Here is a 24,821-nt window from a genome sequence, read left to right as displayed (position 1 = left end):
GCGATGGCCATGAGATGGCCTAAAAAGAGCAGCACAACCGCGTCATTTGGGTTGTGCTGCAAGGGAGTTAGTCGTCTAAGCCAACAGACCAACCTGCGGTCCAGTCGTTACCGGATTTAACGGCACCAATAAAGTCAACGGCTTCAAAGAAGCTGCTAACGGCTGTCATATCTTTAGGTGTGGTAGTGTCGATAGTGAAAATACCGTCCAACACCGCAGCTTGATTAGCCGCGAAGCTATTGCCAGGCTGATTTAAGAACCATTGCTCTGTCGTGGTGTTAGCATCGACGGTGCCTTTGGTCGCTTCAGTAGGGCAAGCAATAACGCTATGGGTGAGCGTTAAGGAACCGGCAGCGGCTAACGCGCGCGACTCATTGGATTCAATTTCTAAACATTCACCCATGCCTATCGGGCCAGTAATCACAAAGTTAGCTAATTGCGCATTAGTGCCAGCGCGTAGCAATACACCTTCAGAATCATCATCACCGTCAAAGGTGTTACCGATAATGGTTAGGTTGGCAATAACCGGGTTTGATATGGGCAAGGCGCCGAAATTACCTGATTGGTTATCCGCTTCGATACCACGGTTCGCTTTAGCGCCATCTGCAGCATGTTTTACAATGACAAACTGCATATTACCGCGCCAGCCGTCGGCCCAATCTACTGAGTCATCGCCGTTCGCGGTTAACACCACATTCTTACAGCTAACCGCGCCACCGAAGAACTCGACACCGTCATCCACGTTTTGGTGCACTTGGATATTGCTACATTGGGTACCTGAACCCACGCCGGCGAAAGTAATGCCGTTTAATTCGTTATCGGGGATAACCTCAAAGCCGGCATGTTTCACCACCACATAATTCAACACGCCGCTGTTGTCTTCCCAGTTAGCACCGCCGTAGTTGCCCGCATCACCTTCTGCAGCGACTTGGCAATTGGCCAGGTTAGATTGATCACATTTGTTGCTAGGTGCATTACCCAGTAAGACTAAGCCACCCCATTGGCCTGCTGCTGTAGGTGAGCCAATCACATCTTGCACTGACGTCATAACGATAGGGTTTGCCGCGGTGCCATTGGCATTGATTTTTGAACCACGACTGACCACTAAGAAGTCAGCACCAGACTTACCGTATAAGGTGACACCAGGTTGAATGGTTAGCGTGGCGTTGTTTTGATTATCTTGTCCAACGCGCACTCGGCCGTTTAATACATAATCCGCACCGGCTGCAAGCGTAACATTTGCCGTAATATCGCCAGACAATTGGCAATTTAAACGACCCGTTAAGCTGTTGACTGCAGTGGTCCCTGCTGGGCAGGCTGCCAAGTCATCATCGGGGTGTAAGCCAATTGTCCAACCGGTTGTCCAATCATTCATGCCATCAAAAGCACCAATGTAATTGACGTTATCAAACCAAGGGTCAACGTTATTCGCCACGTTGTAGCCATTACCTAGGGCAGGTGAGTTAGGTGCAGGAATATAGCCGCCTAACAATGCGTCCGTTACCATATTGCCAGGCTGAGCACGAAACCAGGTTTCAGCGTTTAAGGTGACGTTGCCGCTGGCATCAACCGAGTTTTTAAATGGCTCGGCACAATCAAGAATAGAATTACGGAAGACGATTTCGCCATTACCCGCGTTGGTGATGGTTTCGTCGGAGTTAATTTCAAAACATTCGCCCATACCACTTGGGCCGGTAACGATAACATTGTATAACTCAGCTGCGGTTCCGGCGCGTAGTAAGATACCTTCAGAATCATCTTCGCCATCAAAGTTGTTCCCGATGATGGTCAGGTTAGCAATTTGCGGCTTTGAAACCGGTGTGGCTGTGAAGTTGCCAGATTGATTATCTGCCTCGATGCCCCGGTTGGCCTTGGTATCATTCGGGTTATGGCGGATCAGCACATGCTGCATACGACCTTGCCAACCATCAGCCCAGTCTAAAGAGTCATCGCGGTTACCGGTTAGCACCACATATTTGGCATCGACAGTACCGCCAAAAAACTCCACGCCATCATCTAAATTGTTATGAACTTGAATGTATTCGACGGTGGTGCCGCGCCCCACACCCGCAAAGGTAATGCCGTTCAGTTCATTATCGGGGATCACTTCAAAACCGGCATAACGTACTTGCACATAGCGCAGTGCACCGCTGTTATCTTCTGGGTCGTTACCGCCATAGGGGCCGGCTTCCCCTTCTGCTTCAACCTGACAGCTAGCTAAGTTGGCTTGATCACATTTATTCGTTGGCGCTTTACCGAGTAAGACTAAACCACCCCATTCAGCAGCCGATTCTTCATCAGACAGTCCCAACATATCGTTTACCGAGGTCATAATGATGGGCGCCGCTGCTGTACCGATGGCTTGAATTTTTGAACCTCGAGCGACCACTAAATAATCGGCGCCGCTTTTACCAAAAACATGCGTGCCAGGTTCAATGGTTAAGGTGGCACTGTTGCTATTATCGTTGCCCACGGTAACTTTGCCACTTAATGACCAAACAATATCTGCGGTTAAGCGCACATCGCTGGTGAGGGTGCCGCTGATTTCACACACGGTGGCACTGACACCGGCTAAACTGCTCCCTTGCGTGGCAAAGGCCGGGCAGCTACTGGTCACTGGGGGTGTCGTGCCGCCACCGCCAACTGACGCGTTGTCACCTGCATTGGTATTCACCACTAAGTCGCCACCACATCCTGCGAGGATGAGGGCAGATGTGATAGCGCTCAGTTTTAATAATTTGCCTAAAGCCATGACGATTTCTCCGTATCTATTTTGATGAGTGAGCAATAAGAATGAATGTGCGGCTAACTTAGCTTGCGGCTATGACGCTTTTATTACAGACTAGGCTGGTTATGTAACTGAAATTGGAACAATGAGTACTGACAAGGCCTGCAGGGCGGTATGACATAAATAATTCACTTAACTGTCATAAAGTATGCTGCATAAAACGCCAAAAATGGGCCGGCTGCTGAGGAAGAAAAACAGTGAGTTAATGAGCAACAACACAAAGGATGCTATATTTCATAAAAATGTCATATTTTGATTGGATACTGGCACTTAGGTAAATAACCATTACACAGGTGAATAAATGTCGTCGCGTAAAATTCTCGTTGTAGAAGATGAAGCTCCAATCCGAGATATGTTGTGTTTTGTACTAGAGCAAAATGGCTACCAAGCCGCTACTGCCGTTGATTTCAACAGTGCGGTAGAGATGTTGGTTGAACCTTATCCCGATCTCGTCTTACTCGATTGGATGTTGCCAGGTGGCAGTGGCATTCAGTTTGCCAAGAAAATGAAGCAGCATGAGATCACCCGTACTATCCCGATCATTATGTTAACGGCACGCGGTGAAGAAGAAGATAAAATTCGAGGTTTAGAAGTGGGTGCGGATGACTATGTCACTAAGCCATTTTCACCCAAAGAGTTGATGGCACGCATTAAAGCGGTGATCCGTCGGGTTGCACCCACCAGTTTAGATGATGTGATTGAAGTGCAGGGGTTAAAGCTGGATCCGGTATCGCATCGCGTCACCTCAGCCGAACAGCCTTTAGATATGGGGCCAACTGAGTTTCGTTTATTGCATTTTTTTATGACACACCCTGAGCGCGTTTACAGCCGCGAACAATTACTGGATCATGTTTGGGGCACTAATGTGTATGTTGAGGATCGCACTGTGGATGTGCATATTCGTCGATTACGTAAAGCTATCGCCTTTAACGGTCATGACAGGTTAGTGCAAACAGTGCGCGGATCTGGCTACCGCTTTTCGGCTAAGTAAGCGCCCATGCGTTTATTGCTGTCTAAAAAGACACTGCTGAGCAAAGCCTTGCTGCAGTATGGTTTGGCAGCTTTTGTCGGTTGGATCTTTGGTGATATTTTACTGGCTTTGTTTATAGTGAGTGTGTTTCAACTGGCTTGGCACTATAAACATATCTTTTTATTAGATAAATGGTTGTGGCGCGATCGTAAACTCACCCCTCCGGCCGGCGATGGTAGCTGGCAACAAATCTTCGACGGCATTTACTTTCAGCAGCGGCGCGAGCGGCGCAAACGCAAAGAATTACGGACTTTAGTCAGGCGTTTTCGAGATGGCGCTGAAGCCCTGCCTGAGGCGGTGGTGGTGCTAAGTGAAGACTGGAGTATCATTTGGTGTAACAAGCTGGCGCAAATATTGGTTGGTTTACGTTGGCCAAGTGATGAAGGGCAGCGTATTGATAATTTAATTCGCTCGCCTGAGTTTCATCAATACCTGAAAGAACAACGCTTTCAACAGCCGTTAGAAGTCTTGTCGCCTACCTCATCTAATCTGGTGCTTGAATGTAAAATGATGCCTTACGGTAAGGCGCAATTTCTGCTGATCGTCCGCGATATCAGCCAATTAAAGCAGTTAGAGCAAATTCGCAAAGACTTTGTTGCCAATGTATCGCATGAGTTACGTACGCCATTGACGGTGCTGCAAGGCTATTTAGAAATGATGGATGCCGATTGCCAACCGCCACCGGCGATCTGGCCTAAAGCCCATACTGTCATGCTAGAACAAACGCGACGCATGGACAGTTTAGTGCAGCAGTTATTAACCTTATCGCGGATTGAGGCGGCGGCAAGAGTGCAGTTTGAATTAGAGGTGGATGTACCCGCCATGCTGCATTTAATTGAACACGAAGCCGAAACCTTAAACCGAGAAAAACAACATCAATTACACTTTACCATTGATGACAGTCTAAAAGTGACCGGGGTAGCAGAAGAGCTGCGGAGTGCTTTTTCTAACTTAGTGACGAATGCGATAAAATACACCCCTGCCAAGGGGGAGATCCATATCAGCTGGCAGCGCGAACATCAAAAAGCCCTGTTTACGGTGACGGACAATGGCGAAGGTATTGCGGCTAATCATGTGAAACGACTGACCGAACGCTTTTACCGCGTAGATCAGGCGCGTGCTCGTCATACCGGGGGCACCGGTTTAGGTTTAGCCATCGTTAAACATGTGCTGTCACGTCATAATAGCCAGCTAATGATTTTTTCAGAGCCGGGTGAAGGCAGTACTTTTTCTTTTGCACTGCCGCCAGAGTTAGTGCTGAATACACCGGCAGTGACAAAACGTCCTAATTTTTTAACGAAATAGCACGTTTTGTGTTTTAGGCGATGTTAAGATGACTAAGGCCACTGTCGAGGGCTTTACACCCTTTATTTCAAGCACACGGGCTAAATGCTACCCAGTTGTAAAATATCGAAACAAGCCCCCATAGTGTGGTAGTCCGTTTTGCCAAGCGGGCTTTTTTTATCATCAACTTTTTGGTTGTCTGCGGTTAAGATCCTAAACCAAGCCCCATATTTATGGTCAATCATATGTTGCCAGCTATAACGCCATAATTCTTGGTACCAGTTTTGATATGTTGGGTTACCTGAAGCGTTAAACAGATAAGCGGCACAACAGAGACTTTCAGCTTGAACCCAGAAATATTTGTCATCATCGCAAATGCTGTGATCAGGCGCAAAACCATAAAAACAGCCGCCATGTTGTTTATCCCAAGCAATGTCTATGCTTTGATTAAAGAGTATTTCTGCTTTCGCTAGCAACCAATCGGCTGGGCGATGCCGTGCTATAAATAACAGCAATTTTGCCCATTCCGTTTGATGACCGGGTTGAAACCCCCACGGGCGGAATAAATGTTTTGGGTCGTCTTTATTGTAATTAAGATCGACGTTCCAATTGGTATCATAGTGCTCCCAAATCAGGCCATTCATCATGGATGCTTGGCGGTTGACCATGGTGTCAGCTAATAACAATGCCCGATCGAGATAATGGTTTTCCTTGGTCGCTTCAAACGCGGCGATAAGCGCTTCACAACTGTGCATGTTGGCATTTTGACCACGGTAAGGATCGCAAACACTAAAGTCCGCATTAAATTGATCTTTATATAAACTGGCCTTTGTATCCCAGAAGTGTTGTTCCATGCAGGCAAACGTTTCGGCTAAGTACTCTTTTGCGGCTAGCACGCCAGCTCTGAACGCCCAGCTATAAGCCAACATAACAAAGGCAAAGCCATAACAATGATTAGTATCATCAAGGATTTGAATATGTCCTGCTTCGTCGACTTTCAGTAACCAAGCATACCCCCGCGTTTTAGGATTAAAATGAGCGTTACGTAGAAATTCGATACCTGACTTTACTCTTTGTAGGTATTTTTCGTCTTTAAACAGTAAAAAGGCGCGTGCATAGTTGAACACAAAGCGGGTTGAACTGACGAGATGTCGGCTTTCTTTGTCAAATACGCTGCCGTCATCAGCAAAGTTTTGATAGAAACCACCATGGGGAGCATCAATGTTGGGCTCATAAAAAGCCAGCGTATCTGCGATATGCTGGGTTAGAAAGGCCTTACTATTAAAATTAGGAAAAGTCGGTCTCATAACAAGCTCCTAAGGGGCGAGTACACAATGTGTGAAGCAAGGCAGCAGCAAAGCGGCTGCCACGAAAACAAGTCTTAAGTTACTTTTCGCTATTTACAGTAACCAATGCATCGCGATTGCTGCGGTCCAAGAGAAATCTTTACCACCACAACCGGCACCCGTTTCTGGATTAAAGTATTCATAAAAACCAGCGAGTTTTATCAGCTCTCGGCTATCGTTTTGAATCGATTTGGCGGTATCTTGATATCCCGACTCTTCTAAACCTAAGGCAATCATCCAGTTAATATGCAGCCAAATCGGTCCACGCCAGTAGCGTTGTGGTTCGTAGCAGCTTGCGCTTGGGTGCGTTGAGGCCAGGCTGAATTGACTAGCTTGTAGCCATTCAATGCTGGTTTTGTTTAAGCTGGTTTTTTGTGTTGCAGAGGCGAAACCCGCATATAAGCTGAGTAAGCCAGCCGAGGTTTTTACTGCGACAAGCTGATTGGTCAACACATTGCGGCTATAAAAATAGTGGTCTTTCTCACACCACAAAGCACTGATGGCTTGTTGCGTGACTTCCATTCGCTTGGCAATATACTCAGTGCGCTCGTCTTGCATTTGCAGCATTTCACTCATAATGAGTAAATCTTTGCTGGCGCGATGCAAAATCGCGATGATGCCAATATCATTCATCTTGTACGGACATTGTGCAAAGATGCGTTTGCTATCAAATTGATGCTGTTTGAAAAAGTCTACCAAATACAAGAAACGGTCATATTCGCTTTTATGTGGGCGCTGCGCGGAATCAACGTGTTTAGTATCGCGCCGCTCATAAGACCAGGTGACGCATGGCACTGCCTGTAAAGCATCATCCCAAGCCGGGCTATTATCCATGCCTGATTCCCATGGGTGATAAGTCACCACCAAGCCGGTTTCTTCCGGGTCACGTTGCTGATACCACCATAGATGGTAATCGACTAATTTATTGAATAATGTCGTCGCTTTTTCTCGCGCAAAATGCGGGTCTTTGGCTTGTTCAAGCATGATTTTCATCACGCTTCCTACCACGGGGGGTTGCGAAATAGACGTGCTTTTGATGGGTTTGTCTGCCCCCCAAACTACGGGGCCTGGAAAATAACTGTCAGAATCTTTATGAAATAAAATGTGCGGCACCATGCCATCAGGCCATTGCCCGGAAAACAATATTTCTAATTCTTGCCAAGCTCGTTGTTCATCAAATTGCATCCAACCTAAGGCTGTAATAGCAGAATCCCAATTCCATTGAAAAGGATATAGGCCATGCGTCGGTACGGTATAACCGCCTAAATCATTATTTATTAATGTCTTTTCGGCTAATGCTCGCAAGTTTTGTTGTTGTGGTGATGTGCTTGCCGTCCAATTACTATTAGTCATTATGGGTGTTCCTTTAAGTTTATCGGCTAATAATTGAATGGTATATCACCCAAAATGGGTTGTAAACGGTTTTTTTTTGTGCTTTACTCAGCCCATGACAGGTTACAACAACAAAGTTATTCCGCATGTCGAGAATGACACCATAATTTTAATAACAGGATGGAGAAACCGCTGTGAAGAAAACAACAATCGCATCTATTATTTCCTTGTGTTTGGTACCAAACGCCTTCGCTGTTGAAGACGGGACAACCATTGAAAAAGCAAAAAATCAGCCTGAAGTGGAGCGAATTATCATTTCTGGTACTAGCCGTGGACGTATTATGTCCGACACACCGCAATCGGTATCGGCTATTGGCGAATTTGAGCTTGGCAAGCTTACATCAAGTAGCCAAGCAGATGTTTTACGCTATATACCTGGCATTAAAGTAGAAGGTGGAGGTGGCGAAGTTGCGACAAACTTACAAGTGCGCGGTTTACCATCGTCTGGTCAATTTCAATTTACGCCTTTGATGTATGATGGCTCGCCAAGCTTTAGTACCTTTGGTTTGAATTCATCTGCCTTTGATGTCTATTATCGAAATGATTTGGGTATTGAGCGGGTAGAGTTTGTTCGAGGTGGCGTATCAAATTTATTTGGTGCGGGTTCGGTAGCTGGGGTTATTAACTATATTTCTAAAGTGGGTGGCGATGTAGCACAAAGTAGTGTGCAACTTGAAATGGCCGATCAAGGGCGTACCCGTCTTGATTTCGCGACCAGTGGCCCGTTAAACAATGATGGTTTATCTTATGCCCTATCAGGTTTTTATCGCTATGATGATGGCCCACTCGACACCGGCTTACCAACTAAAGGCACGCAGTTACGAGGCAATATTCATAAAGCTTTCACTGATGGTTCTGGCTCTTTTACGATATATGGCCAATATATTGATGATCAGGCACAATTTTATTTACCGATCCCACTGGATGGCCAGAATTTATCACGGCTTGTAGGCAACGATGGTAAAGAAGTGGAATCGCTACAAACGGCTTATGCGTCTAGTATGTCTTACATGACGGCAGATGGTCGTTACGAATCGCCAATTAGCGAAGGTGCCGTGACCAAAGGGAGTTCGGTTTCCTTTGCATTTGATAAAGAGTTAACAACAGACCTTGCGTTTAATATGCGTGGTAAATATGCAAAGTATCAGCACCAATTTAATTTGTTTCTTGATGGCGATGGTATTGTCAATGTCCCTGAAACACAGTCACAATTTTTAGCCAATCGGGGTTTAGGCTTACCTGCCAATGCCAGTTTTACCTTTGTCGACTCCGGTCAGGTATTACCCGCTGATTATTTATTGTTTGCCAACCGTATTTTAGATCGTGACCGACCCGCAGAAGATCTTTCTACTGAGCTAAATTTAGTAAAAAGTCTGTTTATTGGCGATTTTAGTCACAATATAACCTTAGGTTCCTTCTTTTCTCATTCTGAAGCCGATGATGATAGTGTGATTACGACCTATCTGGGCGAATTTAACAATGTGCCTCGTTTAGTCGATGTCCGTTATACCGATGTCGATGGCAGCCAAAGTGGTAGTGCTGGTACCTTGATGAGCTATACCCAAAACGGCGTCAGCGGCCCAGGTATTTCCTATACTAATCAAACTATAAACGCGACACGGCGTGCGGTATATATTGCTGACCAAATGGAAAGTGACAAATGGATTCTTGACTTAGGTATTCGTTGGGAAACCATTGATGGCACCATTAATCGTGAAGGTAGCCAAGTAGTACAACTCAGCGACAATCCCTTACTCGCTCCAAACCTAAGAGTGAATACCACGGGTAATGGAAAAATCACCTATGGTGAAGTGTCCACCTCAGATTTTGCGGTATCTGCGGCGGCGTTATATCGTTTAACAGATCAACTCAATGTTTATGCAAATGCTTCGCGTGGTTTTTTCTTCCCTGAAATTCGTGGTATTCAATTTAGCAGCCTAGGCAAGCCAGCTAAATATGAAGGGGAAGTGATTGAACAAGCTGAATTAGGTATTAAGTTTTTCAATAATGACTTTATTGGTAGCGTGGCCTTGTTCCGAACCGATCTGAAAGATCGCCGCAGCGTTGATTTTGTCAATGATGGTCAAGGTGGGGTGTTAGAGTTGCCTGTATTACAGTCAACTAAAGCCACCGGTGTTGAATTGACCGGCCGTTATAAATTAACTGATAGTTGGTCTGTTGATGCTAATTTAACTTATACCGATCATGAGTTTACTCAATATGACTCTGATCCAACTATTATCGGTAACGAATTACGGCGTAAGCCCAAGCTGATGTTGAATACCGCCGTGAGTTATCAAGCGGATAATTGGGATGCGTCTTTTTATCATAGTTACACCGGTGATAATTATGCTAATGATGCAAACTCTGTGCAATTAGACGCATTTCATCTGTTCAGAGTAGATGTCGGCCATAGTTGGGCGTTATCGAATGATCAGAAGATTCGATTAAGTGTGGGAGTATTTAACTTATTTGATTCAGATGGTGTTACGGAAGGATCACCGCGACTGGGTAACAATCAAAGCTCGGATAATCCCTTCTTTGTTGGCCGTCCGATTTTACCAAGACGAGTCACATTACGCCTGAAGTACGATTTCTAATCAGCAAATCCAAGTGTCATAAACCAGTGGCCATGCTTTATCGTGACAACGTGACGAATATGGCCTACTGACTTCTAATATTAAGGCATTCAAGTGAAGCGCCTTACTGTGCTGGCGGCATAAGTAATATTATGAATATCTTAGACTTTTCAATTATCGTGTTGTACTTATCAGCCTTGTTGGTTTTAGGCTTTATGTTGCGCTCACAAAACAGTAAAAGTGAGTATTTTTTAGGCGGGAAAACATTAGGTTGGAAGCCGCTATCGCTATCTGTGATGGCGACGCAGTTGTCGGCAATCAGTTTTGTTTCTGCCCCCGCTTTTGTGGGATTACGGGAAGGCGGTGGATTACAGTGGTTGTCTTATGAACTGGGTGTGCCACTGGCCATGATCGTGATTCTCGCCACTGTGTTACCCGCTTTATATCGCAGCGGTGTAGTCAGTATTTATGATTTCCTGGAGCTACGCTTCGGCCGTTCTACCCGCGTGCTAATTAGCATTGTATTTCAGTTTAGCCGTGCATTTGCAACCGGCATTATGATTTATGCCGTGTCGATTATTTTGCAAGGTACTATGGGCATAGCCGCTTGGCAAGCTGTGGTGCTGACGGGGGTGATTACGGTGTTATATTCACTGCAAGGTGGGATGAAAGCCGTGGTCTACGGTGACGCAATCCAGATGGTCATTATTGTCGCAGGTACCATAGCTTGCATCGGTTTTGGTTTGTACTATCTAGGTGGTATTGATGCCTTTGTTGAGCAAGTCGATCCAAGTCGTTTACAAGCAATTAAATTTGATTCTTACGGTTTAAGTGGCGATGGCTTTGGTTTTTTACCGATGATTTTTGGCGGTGTAGTGTTGTATGCCTCTTATTATGGTTGTGATCAAACTCAGGCACAGCGAGCATTAGCGGCAAAGAATCCAGAACATTTGCGTTATATGGTGCTGGCAAATGGTGTGATCCGTTTCCCTATTACTTTACTGTATTGTTTCTCGGGCTTAATTGTGGGCACGTTAGCGCTCAGTGACGCCAGTTTCCTCGCGCAAATTCCGGCAGATAATCCAGATTGGATGATGCCTGTTTTCATTCTTAATTATTTACCTCATGGCTTAATTGGTTTGCTAGTGGTCGCAATTTTAGCCGCGGCGATGTCATCACTGAGCTCCGCTATTAACTCTTTGGCCGCAGTCAGTTTAGAAGACTATTGCCGAATCGCGAACAAAGAACTCGATCAAGAACGTTACTTGTCATTGGCTAAGTATTTAGGATTGGCTTGGGGGGGTGTCACACTGCTGTTTTCATTGTATGCCGGTAATATTGCTCCAACAGTGATTGAAGCAATTAATAAAGTGGGCTCTTTATTTTATGGGCCGATCTTAGCTGTGTTTTTATTAGCAGTATTACACAAGAAAAGTCGTGCTTTGCATGTCAATCTCGGTTTGGTTGCCGGTGTATTGTGTAATTTATTGGTGTTGTTATTGCTACCTAATGTGTTTTGGTTTTGGTGGAACTTTATTGGTTTTAGCGTGGCGGTGGTGGTGGCCATGTTCACTAGTCAACTTTTTAACGTTAATAGCGAGCAGCGATCTCTTGAACCCACAACAGGCCTTGTTGAACAGTCGATTCTAACTCGCCGTGATCTCATTGTTCTGTTAGGCATGTTCGCCATTATGGTTGGCATTTGCTTAACTATTCCTTACTTATTTTAAAGGGCTTCATCATGGAAAATACCAAGCCATTCCTACAGCAATTGTTTTCGGAAGCGGTGTCAGCGTGTAAACCAGCGGCATGTTTGCCTCGATATTTACATCAGGTAGAAGCGAAACATGGTGTTTGTGTGATAGGGGCGGGTAAAGCAGCGGCTGAGATGGCGGCAGTGGTACACCAATATTTTGGTGATGCTTGCTTTGGCGCTGTTGTTACTCGTTATGGTTATGAGCAGGTGGGTGATACGGGGCGGATCCGCGTATTAACCGCCAGCCATCCAACCCCAGATGAGAATAGTTTGCTCGCGGCAAAAACGTTGTTGCAGTTGGTCAAAGACAATCCGCCACATATCCCGATCTTATTTTTAATTTCGGGCGGTGGTTCGTCATTGATGTCTTTGCCGGTTGAAGCGGTATCATTTACGCAAAAACAGCAACTCAATCGATTTTTGTTACGCAGTGGTGCCAACGTGGCTGAAATTAATACCGTTCGAAAACAACTTTCTCAAATTAAAGGCGGTAAGCTAGCTAAGGCGGCCGTTGCACCGCACCTATCATTGATCATTTCTGATGTCGTAGGCGACAATCCTGCCGATATTGCTTCTGGTCCTACGATTAGTGATGGTAAGTCAAAAGCGGATGCTTTAGCAATTTTAGAAAAATACCATTGGCCTGTGTTACCTGAAGTTGCCGCATTTTTAAAGCAGCCAGACGTTTCAGACAGCGACAATTCAGCATCTGCTGCACATTACAGCATAGTGGCGAATGCCCAAACAGCGATTGATGCTGCCATAGCAAAGGCTCAACAAGCTGGTTGGCGATGTGAAGTGCTAGGCTATGATTTACAAGGTGAAGCAAGCAGTGTTGCCAAGCAACATGCAACATTGGCGTTGGGCTATCAACAGCGTGCAGAGCGTGTGTTGTTATTTTCGGGTGGTGAGCTAACGGTAACCGTATCGGGAGAAGCGGGACATGGGGGGCCCAACCAAGAATATTTATTGGCTTTGGCGCAAGCCTTAAACGCCGCACCTGGGATCAGTGCGTTAGCCTGTGATACTGATGGGGTTGATGGCAGTCAAGATGTTGCGGGTGCCTTTATCGATGCGCAAACATTACAACGAGCCGCTGCAGCGAAGCTTGACCTGCAAACTGAGTTGAACGCGCATAACAGTTATCATTTTTTTCATACAATAGGAGACCTGATTATTACGGGGCCAACTAATACTAATGTGAACGATTTTCGGGTAATTATGATCGAATAGTCAGCCGCAGAAGGTGTTGTTCTTTCTGTTCTATTAACGTAATCTGCAGCAGAAAGTTACCAGAGCCATAAACGATGATGTCGATATTTAACAGTCAGTTATTACGTCCAGGTTTTACCCTTGGTAAAGGCCAAAAGCTGTTTCAGGATATTGAGCGAGAAATTATCAGGGCCGTGTTTTGGGAAAAGTGTGTCACACAAAGCCAATTGGTGACGATGACGAAAATCCCTCAACAAACCGTTTCTAGGTTACTGAAATCATTAATGCAAAGCGGTGTGTTATTACAAACCGCTGAGCTATTACCTAATCCAAAAGGCAAGCCAGGAGCCGGGATTAAAGTCAACCCGGCTTTTGCTTATACTCTTGGCCTTTCAATATTATTTGATGCGATCAGTGTCGCTGTGATGGATTTCGCCGGGAATGTGATTCACAGCGAGTTAGTTGAAATGTCTGATATGAGCATCCCCTCAGTGCTTAAAACGGCCGAGCAACTTATTAAGCAAATCAGCACGCGTTTTGCGATTGATCCCGATCGCGTATTGGGTATGGGCGTGGGGATATCGGGTTTCTTTAGTTCGATGGATGGAAAAATGAACACCCACCATACCCTAGAGGAATGGGCTCAAATTGATATTGTGCAGATTGTTTCAAAGCATTTTCAGTTGCCAACGTGGTTAGTGAATGATGCTACGGGGGCGGCAGCAGGTGAAGGTGTTGCGGGTATCGGTAGGCAATACAAAAACTTTGTTTATTTATTTGTCTCTTCCGCTTTTGGTGGTGGCATCGTCAATAATTCAGAAGTGCTTAGAGGCACTTATGGTAATGCTGGTGAACTGGGCGATATGTTGCCGCCCAAATTATATGCTCACCCCAATCTAGAGCTGTTAAAACGGATCCTGAAGAAGCATGGGGTCAATATTCCCTCAATTTATAAATTGAATGAAGATTTTGATGTCGATTGGCCAGGTGTTGAAGAATGGCTATTCAAAGTACAAGATTCGTTTGATTTAGTCGCAACCTGCTGTTCGGCACTGTTGGATGCTGAAGCCATTATTATTGGCGGCCATATTCCTAAAAGCTTAGCGCAAAAAGTCATTTCGAGAATTGATGTCTATGCTCAATTTCGTCGAGGCGCTAAACGCCCTTTACCACAGATAGTGGTGTCAGGTATTGACCACAATCCCGTGTCTATTGGTGCGGCAACCTTACCACTGCGAGAAGTGTGTTTGTAATGATCTATTTGATATTTACGAATCAGAAGTAAATGAAAGCTGCGGGTAGCGGTCAATAATTTGCTGGCGCCGAAAACAGGTCGCACTATGGTCATTTACCATGCCACAGGCTTGCATATGCGCATAGATGATAGTCGAACCAATAAACTTAAAGCCGCGGCGTTTTAAATCAGCACTAAAGGCGTCTGATTCGGCGCTACGTGCTGCATAGTCAGCTAATTGCCGTGGTTCATTAACGATGGGTTGATGGCCAACAAAGGCCCACTGGTAAGCACTAAAGCTGCCGAACTCGCGTTGCACTTCTAAAAACCGAGCGGCATTGTTAATCGTGGCGCGAATTTTTAATTGGTTGCGAATAATACCGGCATTTTGTAGCAAGGCTTGAACCTGTGTCTCATCAAACGCCGCTACCTTTGCCGCATCAAAATCCGCAAAGGCTTGGCGATAATTATCACGTTTTTTAAGTATGGTGTACCAACTTAAACCCGCTTGCGCTGCTTCTAGCGTTAAAAATTCAAACAGTTTTGTATCATCAAACAGCGGCACGCCCCATTCAGTATCATGGTAGGCCACATAATCAGGCTTACTGATATCTAACCATGGGCAACGACACATTAGCTGCTGCTCTCTACCAGTAATTGGTTCGATAACTCTGTTAAACTTGGGATATCTAATTTAAAGGCGATTTTCTTTAAGATTTTTTGTTCTTGTAGTAAATCAGCGGCCAACACGTTTTGTGGCTGCAACCAAGACAATGGTAAATCTAATTTTATGCTTTGCGCCCCGGCCTCAACCACTAAAGTCGGTAGAAAATCATCTCGGCGTTTTTGATTCAGTAATACGGCTAAGCGCAAGATAATTAATAAGTTAATCACTTTTGATAATTCAAATAAGCTAAAGTAAGGCAGTTCGTCAGCGCGGATTTTTCGACGATGAAAGCGCACTAAACAGGCTAATAAATTCTGCTGTTCTTGGTTAAAACCGGGCAAGTTGGCGTTTTGCAAAATGTAGGCAGAGTGTTTTTGTACCCCTGACGAGTTAATGTGCAAACCAATCTCTGCTACGGTTGCGGCAAAGCTGAGTAACAGCGCATCTTCTTCATTCAGTTGCCAACTGTCTTTTACCTGTGCTACCAAGGTTAAAACGGTGCTGCGAACGCGCTGTGCTTGCGCCTGATCGATGTCGTAGCGCTGCACTAGGCTTTGCATGGTTTGTTCACGTATATCTAAATGCTGCATCCGATCGCTCATTTCATAGAGCACCCCTTCGCGTAGGGCTGCATCAACGTAAACCAGTTGTTCAATATGTAACATCTGAAAAGCCGCAATCAAAATACTCAGCGCAGAGCATAACAGCAGTTTGCGATCATCGGTTAAACCGGGTAAATCCAAGTCTTGGCAGTTTTCAAACTTTAACAGGTAATCACGCAGTTGCAGTAAGTGCGATAACTCTAGCGCATTTGTACTCCAGCCAAAGCCAACCACGATATCGCGAATGGTTTTGACCGAACCCGAAGTACCCACCGCTTGTTGCCAACCCACGGTGCGAAAACTGTTAACGATAGGTTCGAGTTCTTGCTCGGCTTGCACAATGGCGCGATTAAAACGGCGGCTGCTAATTTTACCTTGCGGGAATAAAGTTTTACCGTAACTGACGCAGCCCATATTGCGGCTACTTAAACGCAGCGGTTGTTCGGCTTCACCTAAGGCAAACTCGGTACTGCCACCACCAATATCAATCACTAAGCGACGGCCACTAAAGTGTTCAAAATGTGCCACCCCTTGGTAGATAAAACGCGCTTCTTCTTGCCCTGAAATGACTTCAATCGGGAACGGGAACAAGGTTTTGGCACGACGTAAAAATGTGGCAGAGTTTTTCGCGCGGCGTAGTGTGTAAGTTGCAATCACGCGCACCGATTGCGGGGCAAAAGGTTGCAGCGTATCCGCAAATTGGCGCAGCACATTTAAACCGCGCTCAATTGCATCTTCACTTAGCACCAAATCATCACTTAAGCCTTCAGCCAATTGCACCTTTTGCTTTTCGCGATGCAGTAATTGGATGTCACCTTTTACAATACGGGCAATAACCATATGAAAACTGTTAGAGCCTAAATCGACGGCGGCTATATAGGGCGCTTGGCCTTGTTCTTGTTCAGTTGTTGTTGTCAATGCTCGGAATCAACCTGTTGGATTAGCTGTTGGGCCTGTGCCGCAAACATGTCATAGATATTCTGTTGCGAACGAATATTACGCTTGTTACCGCGTTTAACATAGGTGTTGGTTTGTTTTGCGTCAATAGTGCGGGCTTTGACGTTATCACGCCATTGCATATCTAACGTGGCGATAACGGTTTGTTTAATTTTAGCATCAAACAGTGGCACGCCCACTTCAACGCGCTGATCAATATTGCGGGTCATCCAGTCGGCTGAGGAAATATAGACATCGGTATCCCCGCCGTTATGAAACACATACACGCGGGCATGCTCTAAAAACCGATCTAAAATACTGATGATCTTGATATTCTGGCTCATACCGGGTACGCCCGGCACTAATGAACACATACCCCGAATAATCATGCGAATTTTCACACCGGCTTGGCTGGCGCGATACAGTAATTGCACAATTTCTTCATCGACCAAGTTATTGGCTTTAAGAAAGATCTCGGATTTGCGACCACTGATGGCGAAATCAATCTCGCGTTGGATCAGCAACATCAGCTTGGGGCGACTCCACGTGGGTGACACAATAAGATGTTTAAAGTGGAACGGGCGATACGAATATTGAATAAACTCGAAGACCTGTTCAATTTCCGCAGTAATTTCCGGATGACAGGTAAATAAGCTCATATCGGTATAGATACGGGCCGTTTTCTCATTAAAATTACCGGTGCCGATATGACCATAGCGCACGGCTTTGCCTTTTTCTTGGCGGGTAATTAAACAGATCTTGGAGTGGATCTTCAGCGTGGTTTGCCCAAAAATCACTTCAATACCCGATTCGGTCATGCGCCGCGCCCAGTTGATATTATTTTCTTCATCAAAGCGGGCTTTTAATTCCACCACCACTGTGACTTTTTTGCCGTTACGCACTGCATCTAACAGCGAGTGGATCACCCGAGAATGCTTGGCTACTCGGTACATAGTGATTTTAATATGGCTTACCTTGGGGTCAAACGAGGCCTGTCGTACCCACTCGGTAAAATAACCAAAGCTGTGGTAGGGGTAGTACAGCAAAATATCGCCATTTTTAATGGCATCAAAGGTAGTGGGGTGCTGCTCAAAATCGACGCTGGGTAGCGGCGGTAGCGGCGGGAACTCCATGCTTTGATGGCCTAGATTGGGAAAACCAATAAAATCTTTAAAATTGCGGTAACGGCTACCAGCAATCAACGCATCCGCGGAGCTTGTGCCTAATTGTTTGGTCAGCACTTTAAGCATTTGCTCTGGCATGGCTGCGTCATACACCAAACGAGTGGGCTCAGACTTTAAGCGTTGCCGGATCCCCTTGGACATTTTATCAATCAGGCTTTGATCAAGGGTGTCACTGATATTGTATTCGGCATCGCGGGTCAGTTTCAGTGAAAAAGCGCAGATGTGCTCAAACTCAAAAAAGCCTTGAAATAAATCGGCAATACAATGATTGATGATATCGTCTAATAACAAAATTTGCCGGCGATAATGGCCGTTCTTTTTCCGAGTATTGAGATGTAAGGGTAATTCAGTAAAGCGTGATACTTCAGCGGTAGGCACTTGCACGATGGCGTATTCAGGCTTGTTCTGACCGGTCATTTCAACCAATAAGTAGGTGGTGTTATCTTCTAAAATCTTACTTAAAGAGGCATCAGCACTAGAGAGAATAATCGGTGAAATGTGTTTTTTCACTTCGCTATTAAAATAGCTACGCACCCAGCCAGACTGTAATTCGGTGAGCTTGCTGTCATCGATTAACTCGATATTGTGTTTGCGCAGTTCTAGCTGAATATCTAAGTAGATTTTGTTGAATTGTTTACCCAGATCTAACACCCGATTTTGAATTTCGCTCAGCAATTGCTCTGCGTCTTCGTGTTCCCACGTTTGGTATTTTTTTAAGAGGATGCGCCGTTTTACATCGGCCACACGCACCCGAAAAAATTCGTCGAGGTTATTAGAGTAAATACCTAAAAAGCGTAAACGCTCAATCGGTGGGTTTCGGGTGTCGGCGGCTTCTTGCAACACCCGGCCGTTAAATGCCAGCCAGCTTAACTCTCGTGCATAAAGCGGATAATCTTCCGTTTTCGCTGGGAGGATGGTTTGTTCCATTGGGTTTTGCTCCTGCTTACTTCCTGCAAAGCACACTATGTCAGTTTAATGACAGCACGATGACATCCGCACGGCATCGTGAAAATAACGGATTATTCCAAATCGACGACGATATCGGTAGCAATCCCTTCCAGTGCTTCGGTGACATCATCCCGATGCAAGCCAGCAGGCAGTTGCACGGTCGCTTCAGCATGAAATAGCGGTACGCCCCAATTCGGTGCGCTTTGTTTATTGCTTTCAAAGGCAATAATATTGGCGCCTTTATGGCTTAAAATAGCCGATAATTCCCGTACAATGCCAGGCCTGTCGTTACCGGTGATCACAAAACGAATTTGCTGATTTTTATCGAGTTCAGTGTGTTCGCCGTGCTGCACACGAATATCCAGATCCGTCAGTTGCTGCAAACTTGCGGTTAATTGCGCGAGATCTGGCTCTGCCACTTCAATTTGCACTATACCGGCAAAGTAACCGGCTAAATGGCTTAGGTTACTGGCCATCCAGTTACCTTGATTATCGTTGATGACTTTTGCGAGTTGCTCAACTAAACCGGCTTTATCTTTACCGATCACGGTAAGTACTAACTGCTTCATTCTGTTATTCCTCATTAGGTCCGGTTTGGGCAAGTATTTATAGCCGCTGCTTAACGCCCGATTAATGCTGTAATATGTAATTAAGCAGCGCAGTAAACAAGATTTGCCACGGTAAGGTCAACACCCCCATGGTAAAATCTGTTGAATACTTGCTATAGAGTGTAGCTGCAAGCAAATGGTTTTAAAGTAAATACTAAATTTTTATTTGGGGTTGCTGCTTAGGCGCGTTAAGATTGCAACTCATCTGTACTAGGTTCGATAGCAATGGATACCTTGCGCATGCGCTTAAGCCACCTCTGTAGTGTGCTGTTATTAGTGACCACACCCTTTGTGTGCAGCACTGAAACTCGACCGAATAATGTTAGCCAAACCGCAAGCTTAACTGGCACCTTATCCAGCACTGGCTCTGACACCTTGCATAATATGATGATGGTTTGGCGGCGCGAGTTTGTGCTGAAACATCCGCAATTAAATATTCAAATACAAAGTAGTGGTTCGGCTACCGCCCCTGTTGCTTTGGTTGAAGGCACCGCCAATCTTGGGCCGATGAGCCGCGTTATGTTAACGGCTGAACAAGATCGTTTTCGCCGTCGTTTTGGCTATGAAGCCTATGCTGTGCCTGTTGCACTGGATATGCTGGCAATTTATGTACATCAAGATAACCCATTACAACAAATCAGTATGGCGCAGCTTGAAGCGATTTTTTCGCAAAATCGGCGTTGTGCGCTGCATCCGGCGATCACGCGTTGGGGCGATTTGGGTTTAGCGGGGCGATGGCAGCAACGATCTATTGCTGCCTATGGTCGTAATCCGGCGTCAGGGACTTATGCTTTTTTTCGGCAAAAGGCGCTTTGTAACGACGATTTTCAGCAAAAAGTCGCGCAGTTAGCGGGCGCTGCTGCTGTAGTTAGGTCGGTAAGTTTAAGTGAGAACGGCCTAGGTTACTCTGGGGTGGGGCAGCAAATTGCTGGCGTGAAAATGTTGGCGATCAGTCAAGGTTCAGAACAAGCGGCCATTATGCCCAGTCCGGAGAATGCTTTATCAGGGGCTTACCCGTTGGCTCGGTTACTCTATATTTATGTTAATAAAGCCCCTAATCAGCCGTTAGCTGCAGCCGAGCGTGAATTTTTCCGCTTTATTTTATCCGCAGCGGGGCAGCAGCTGTTAGAAAGTGATGGCTTAGTGCCGATCCCGTTACCTTTAAGACAGCAAGTGTTTGAGGATTTAGGCTTATGACGCCTAACGCAGAAAAGCCTACAGGCAGTCATTTACCGAATGCGCAGCAACGTCAGCGACGTAGTCGCCATCGGCGTTGGTTGGACCGTGGCTGGCATGCGTTAATCACCTTGGCTGGGGTGAGTGTGATCGCCACGTTATTGGCCATTTTTGTTTATTTGTTGCTAGAAGTGCTGCCACTGTTTAAACCGGTATCGGCTCAGTTACAGCCGCATGCTGCTAGCACGCCGCCACCGGCATTAATACTACCCAGTATAGCCGATGACGATTTTGCTATGGCTGCTGCAAAAGCGGGTTTTACTGCTGACTTTCAGTTAATTGATGGGTTAAAGCGCGTCATTATACTCGCTAAACGCGATGGCGAAGCCTGTGTGTTGCTGCGTGCGGCATTGTCACAAGGCTGTCAGCAGCGTTTATCTCTTACAGATCGCACAGTGCAGTTAACCGCCGCCACTTGGTTAGCAGGCCAACAAAGCTTAATTACCGGCGATAGCAGTGGCCAATTAAAACAATGGTATTTGATTGCCGATGCGGCGGGGCAACTTCGCTTGAGTTGGGTTAAACCATTTAGCCAGCAAGCTGCATCCATTGTCGCTATTGCTGCCGAACGAGGCCGCCGTGGCTTTGCAGTATTAGATGCTAAAGGTGGCCTCAGTGTGTTTTATAGTGCGTTAAGTTCGCCTATTTGGCAGGCACAGTATGCAACGCTCTCCTTGGCGCAGAAAGGCGTGACCGAATTACGTTTTACCCCTAATAATGACGGTTTGTGGCTGCTCAACGCGCAGCAGGCCGAAGGCTTTTTAGCCATTAACAATCGGCATCCCGAAATTTCATGGCGTACGCTGTGGCAAAAAGTCTGGTACGAAAGTTGGCAACAACCCGAATATGTTTGGCAAAGCGGTGGGGGTTATGAGCTTTATCAAGGTAAATACTCTTTAGTGCCCTTAACCGTCGGTACTCTAAAAGCGGCTTTTTATGCGTTATTGGTGGCGGTACCCTTAGCCGTCTTGGCCGCCATTTTCAGTGTGTGCTTTTTGCAAGAGCCGGTTCGAAGCCGCTTAAGTAGCATGATTGAACTGATGGCGTTATTTCCTACCGTCATTATTGGCTTTTTAGCGGCTATTTGGCTGGCCCCTGCTTTAGAGCAACATTTGCTCTCTTTATTACTGTATTTACTGTTAGTGCCGGCGGCTGTTTGGGCGCTGGCCTATTATTGGCATTATTTACCCCGCCGTTGGCAGCGTTTAAATAGCAGTGGTGCCATGTTAATACTGATGAGTGCGATATTGCTTGTCGGTGCCTGGGTGGCGTTGGGTTTAGGCTCTTGGTTTGAAAGCTTACTGTTTGATGACAGCCTACGCTTTTGGTTAGATCAACAAGGCGTTGATTATCAGCAGCGTAATGCTTTAGTGATTGGTCTGGCGATGGGCTTTGCCGTGCTACCGGTCATTTATACAGTAAGCTACGATGCTTTAGCACAAATTCCGCAACAACTGACGGCCGGTGCCTATGCGCTGGGGGCCGATCAATGGCAAATTGTACGGCGAATTATGTTACCGGTGGCGATGCCCGGGTTTTTAGCGGCCGTGATGTTGGGGCTAAGCCGTGCTATTGGTGAAACGATGATTATTTTGATGGCGACCGGCAATAACCCCATCACCAATTTTAATCTGTTCGAGGGGCTGCGCAGTTTAACGGCCACGCTGACCATCGAACTCCCCGAAGCCGCGGTCGACAGCAGCCATTATCGCGTGTTGTTTTTAGTGGCTATTCTGTTGTTTGTTTTCACCTTTGCTGCGAATACCTTAGCTGACTTAGTGCGCCAACGTTTACGCCGTAATTTACAGAGGTTGGAATAATGAGCGCGAATCGGCAGCCCGGGCGGCGACTCTATTTCTTTTCGGCATTAGCCACCGCTTTAACGCTACTCACGTTTTTCTTATTGTGCTTGTTAATTTTAAGCCGTGGTTTACGGTTATTTTGGCCAGCTGAAGTCGTGCAGTTTCAATACCCCATCTCAGGCCAAATGCAGCAAGTGTTTGGTGAGGTGGTGTCTCGCCAGCAAGTTAATGCTGAGCAACTTGCTGCTGCGGGCCTACCGAGTCACAGCCAGGCACAGCGTGTGTTAATCAAACAAGGCCAAACGGCGGGTCAAACGGCGTTTCGTTGGTATTGGCAGCATTTGAGCCGCGATTGGCAAACGCCGGCGCAGCTAAGTTTGCTGCGGCATTTTAGCCAAGGCGAGTTTTATGGTGTCGTGATGCAAGAGAACGCGACTGAACTGCAATTACGCTTAAGCGATAACAGCAGCAGAACCTTTCTGCGCAGCGATATTGAACGGGTGATCTCACCCAATCAGTTGTCGTTATGGGGCAAGTTGCAACTGTTTGCTGCGCAGTGGTGGCAGTTTTTGAGTACTGAACCTCGGCAAGCAAACAGCGCGGGCGGGATCTTACCGGCCATTATGGGTACGGTATTATCGGTATTATTAATGGCTTTGTTAGTTGCGCCCATTGGTATTATGGCGGGTATTTATTTACATGAATATGCCAAAGATGGCCGCTTAGTGCGTTTGGTGCGACTCAGTGTGCATAACCTTGCCGGGGTGCCCTCTGTGGTATTTGGCGTGTTTGCCTTAGGCTTTTTTGTTTATGTGTTGGGTGGCAGTATTGATCAGTTGTTTTACGCGGAACAACTTCCACAAGCGACCTTTGGCACCCCCGGCTTGCTATGGGTATCCCTGACCCTAGCATTATTAACCTTACCCGTGGTGATTGTCGCCACAGAAGAGGGGCTGGCACGCATACCCCAAAGTTTGCGCTTAGGCGGTTATGCCTTAGGTGCGACCAAAGCAGAAGTATTACGTAAGCTTATTTTACCGGTTGCTATTCCTGCCATGATCACGGGGGTGGTGCTGGCGATGTCACGTGCCGCCGGCGAGGTTGCTCCGTTAATTTTTGTTGGGGTGGTGAAATACGCACCGGTATTACCACTGCGGAGCGAATGGCCGTTTGTGCAGCTTGATCAGCAAATTATGAGCTTGGGTTTGCAAATTTATGATGTTGGCTTGCAAAGCTCGAATGCCGACGCAGCTGAGCCTCGGGTGTACGCTATTGCTCTGGTGTTGCTGTTATTAATTGGTAGCCTGAATTTATTAGCGATGCGCTTACGCCGTTACTATCGGGCAAAGACACGCAGTCAGGGTGCTTAAAAATACGTCTTAGTTTCATAAAAGTGTCATAAATGAGGATTACAATGGCCGCATTAACGGATGTCAGTACGAAAATGTCAGCACAAAACCTGTCGGTCAGTTTGGCCGGTAAAACAGTGCTGGATCAGATCAGTTTAGACATTCCGGCTAATCGTGTCACGGCGCTGATTGGGCCATCCGGTTGTGGCAAATCAACGTTATTGCGAAGCTTCAATCGCATGAATGAACTGCTCGATGATGCCAACACCGAAGGGCAGGTGTTGCTAGATGAATTGAATATTTATCAAGCGGGTGTCGATTTAGCCGAGTTACGTCGACGGGTTGGCATTGTGTTTCAAAAACCCAATCCGTTTCCATTGTCGGTGTATGAAAATGTCGCTTTTGGCTTGCGCTTGCAGGGGATTAACAGTGCTAGGCAGTTAGACGAGTTAATCGCCGCGGCCTTACAAAAAGCCGCACTTTGGCATGAAGTGAAAGATCGTTTATATGACAATGCGTTGACCTTATCGGGTGGTCAACAGCAGCGGCTAGTGATTGCCCGCGCTATTGCCATTGAGCCTGAGGTGTTGTTATTGGATGAACCGGCTTCAGCGTTGGATCCGATTTCAACCCTAAAAATTGAAGAATTGCTATATGAGTTAAAGCAGCAATACACCATCGTTATCGTGACACACAATATGCAGCAGGCTGCGCGGGTATCGGATTTTACTGCGTTTATGAATTTAGGGCAGTTGGTTGAGTTTGATGCCACCAACAAGATCTTTACCGATCCACGCCAGCCGCAAACAGAAGATTATATTACTGGGCGGTTCGGTTAACCGAATTGCTATGGCTAAGCCAGAATAGG

At 46.1% G+C, this 24,821-nt stretch carries 17 protein-coding genes; 10 read left to right on the top strand and 7 right to left on the bottom strand.

Annotated elements, in window-relative coordinates:
* Window positions 1–67: 67 nt before the first annotated feature.
* A complete protein-coding gene (locus tag L1N97_RS03155) occupies window positions 68–2,752 on the bottom strand; it encodes a hypothetical protein (RefSeq protein WP_236128796.1) in 2,685 nt (894 codons plus the stop codon).
* A gap of 337 nt (window positions 2,753–3,089) precedes the next feature.
* Between L1N97_RS03155 and phoB the strand changes: the two genes are divergently transcribed.
* Together phoB and phoR are read left to right on the top strand one after the other, a co-directional pair.
* The gene (gene phoB, locus L1N97_RS03150; protein WP_226749458.1) at window positions 3,090–3,779 is read left to right on the top strand and encodes a phosphate regulon transcriptional regulator PhoB; all 690 of its coding nucleotides are present in this window, start codon (window positions 3,090–3,092) and stop codon (window positions 3,777–3,779) included.
* Between the two features lie 6 nt (window positions 3,780–3,785).
* Window positions 3,786–5,123, top strand: a complete 1,338-nt coding sequence (gene phoR / locus L1N97_RS03145) for a phosphate regulon sensor histidine kinase PhoR (RefSeq protein WP_236128795.1) — start codon at window positions 3,786–3,788, stop codon at window positions 5,121–5,123.
* An 80-nt stretch (window positions 5,124–5,203) separates the two neighbouring features.
* On the opposite strand, the gene L1N97_RS03140 is transcribed toward phoR, so the two are convergent.
* Both L1N97_RS03140 and L1N97_RS03135 read right to left on the bottom strand, forming a co-directional pair.
* Window positions 5,204–6,409 carry an AGE family epimerase/isomerase gene (locus L1N97_RS03140; protein WP_236128794.1) on the bottom strand — a complete coding sequence of 402 codons (1,206 nt, stop codon included), beginning with the start codon at window positions 6,407–6,409 and terminating at the stop codon, window positions 5,204–5,206.
* A 93-nt stretch (window positions 6,410–6,502) separates the two neighbouring features.
* Complete coding sequence (locus L1N97_RS03135) at window positions 6,503–7,801, bottom strand: MGH1-like glycoside hydrolase domain-containing protein (RefSeq protein ID WP_236128793.1); 1,299 nt, start codon at window positions 7,799–7,801, stop codon at window positions 6,503–6,505.
* Between the two features lie 173 nt (window positions 7,802–7,974).
* Between L1N97_RS03135 and L1N97_RS03130 the strand changes: the two genes are divergently transcribed.
* The 4 genes from L1N97_RS03130 to L1N97_RS03115 all read left to right on the top strand — a co-directional run bounded on the left by L1N97_RS03130 (window position 7,975) and on the right by L1N97_RS03115 (window position 14,640).
* Complete coding sequence (locus L1N97_RS03130; RefSeq protein WP_229585258.1) at window positions 7,975–10,440, top strand: TonB-dependent receptor; 2,466 nt, start codon at window positions 7,975–7,977, stop codon at window positions 10,438–10,440.
* Window positions 10,441–10,571: 131 nt separating this feature from the next.
* Entirely contained in the window at window positions 10,572–12,149 is a 1,578-nt protein-coding gene (locus L1N97_RS03125; RefSeq protein WP_236128792.1) for a sodium:solute symporter, read from the top strand.
* A gap of 11 nt (window positions 12,150–12,160) precedes the next feature.
* Window positions 12,161–13,408 carry a glycerate kinase type-2 family protein gene (locus tag L1N97_RS03120; protein ID WP_236128791.1) on the top strand — a complete coding sequence of 416 codons (1,248 nt, stop codon included), beginning with the start codon at window positions 12,161–12,163 and terminating at the stop codon, window positions 13,406–13,408.
* Window positions 13,409–13,482: 74 nt separating this feature from the next.
* A complete protein-coding gene (locus L1N97_RS03115; RefSeq protein ID WP_236128790.1) occupies window positions 13,483–14,640 on the top strand; it encodes an ROK family transcriptional regulator in 1,158 nt (385 codons plus the stop codon).
* Window positions 14,641–14,655: 15 nt separating this feature from the next.
* Here L1N97_RS03115 and L1N97_RS03110 read toward each other — a convergent pair whose 3' ends face one another.
* The 4 genes from L1N97_RS03110 to L1N97_RS03095 all read right to left on the bottom strand — a co-directional run bounded on the left by L1N97_RS03110 (window position 14,656) and on the right by L1N97_RS03095 (window position 19,527).
* Entirely contained in the window at window positions 14,656–15,255 is a 600-nt protein-coding gene (locus L1N97_RS03110) for a DNA-3-methyladenine glycosylase I (protein WP_236128789.1), read from the bottom strand.
* Entirely contained in the window at window positions 15,255–16,808 is a 1,554-nt protein-coding gene (locus L1N97_RS03105; RefSeq protein ID WP_236128788.1) for a Ppx/GppA phosphatase family protein, read from the bottom strand. The genes L1N97_RS03110 and L1N97_RS03105 overlap by 1 nt, the downstream gene beginning before the upstream one ends.
* The gene (gene ppk1 / locus L1N97_RS03100; RefSeq protein WP_236128787.1) at window positions 16,805–18,937 is read right to left on the bottom strand and encodes a polyphosphate kinase 1; all 2,133 of its coding nucleotides are present in this window, start codon (window positions 18,935–18,937) and stop codon (window positions 16,805–16,807) included. The genes L1N97_RS03105 and ppk1 overlap by 4 nt, the downstream gene beginning before the upstream one ends.
* A gap of 92 nt (window positions 18,938–19,029) precedes the next feature.
* Complete coding sequence (locus L1N97_RS03095) at window positions 19,030–19,527, bottom strand: glycine cleavage system protein R (protein WP_229585265.1); 498 nt, start codon at window positions 19,525–19,527, stop codon at window positions 19,030–19,032.
* Window positions 19,528–19,791: 264 nt separating this feature from the next.
* Between L1N97_RS03095 and L1N97_RS03090 the strand changes: the two genes are divergently transcribed.
* The 4 genes from L1N97_RS03090 (at window position 19,792) to pstB (ending at window position 24,792) form a co-directional block, all read left to right on the top strand.
* Window positions 19,792–20,763 (top strand): PstS family phosphate ABC transporter substrate-binding protein, encoded by a 972-nt coding sequence (locus tag L1N97_RS03090; RefSeq protein WP_236128786.1) that lies wholly within the window; start codon window positions 19,792–19,794, stop codon window positions 20,761–20,763.
* On the top strand, window positions 20,760–22,622 hold the full coding sequence (locus L1N97_RS03085; RefSeq protein WP_236128785.1) for an ABC transporter permease subunit: 1,863 nt from the start codon (window positions 20,760–20,762) through the stop codon (window positions 22,620–22,622). Before L1N97_RS03090 ends, L1N97_RS03085 begins: the two co-directional genes overlap by 4 nt.
* Window positions 22,622–23,974: a phosphate ABC transporter permease PstA gene (pstA, locus tag L1N97_RS03080; protein ID WP_229585268.1), complete on the top strand. Its 1,353-nt coding sequence runs from the start codon at window positions 22,622–22,624 to the stop codon at window positions 23,972–23,974. The genes L1N97_RS03085 and pstA overlap by 1 nt, the downstream gene beginning before the upstream one ends.
* Window positions 23,975–24,048: 74 nt before the next feature.
* On the top strand, window positions 24,049–24,792 hold the full coding sequence (pstB, locus tag L1N97_RS03075) for a phosphate ABC transporter ATP-binding protein PstB (protein ID WP_229585541.1): 744 nt from the start codon (window positions 24,049–24,051) through the stop codon (window positions 24,790–24,792).
* The last annotated feature ends 29 nt before the right edge of the window (window positions 24,793–24,821 follow it).

It is taken from the genome of Rheinheimera sp. UJ63, assembly GCF_021568285.1.
Lineage (GTDB): Bacteria > Pseudomonadota > Gammaproteobacteria > Enterobacterales > Alteromonadaceae > Alishewanella > Alishewanella maricola.
The sequence above is the reverse complement of the archived record's forward strand: the minus strand, read 5'-3'. Positions and strand labels throughout refer to the sequence as shown.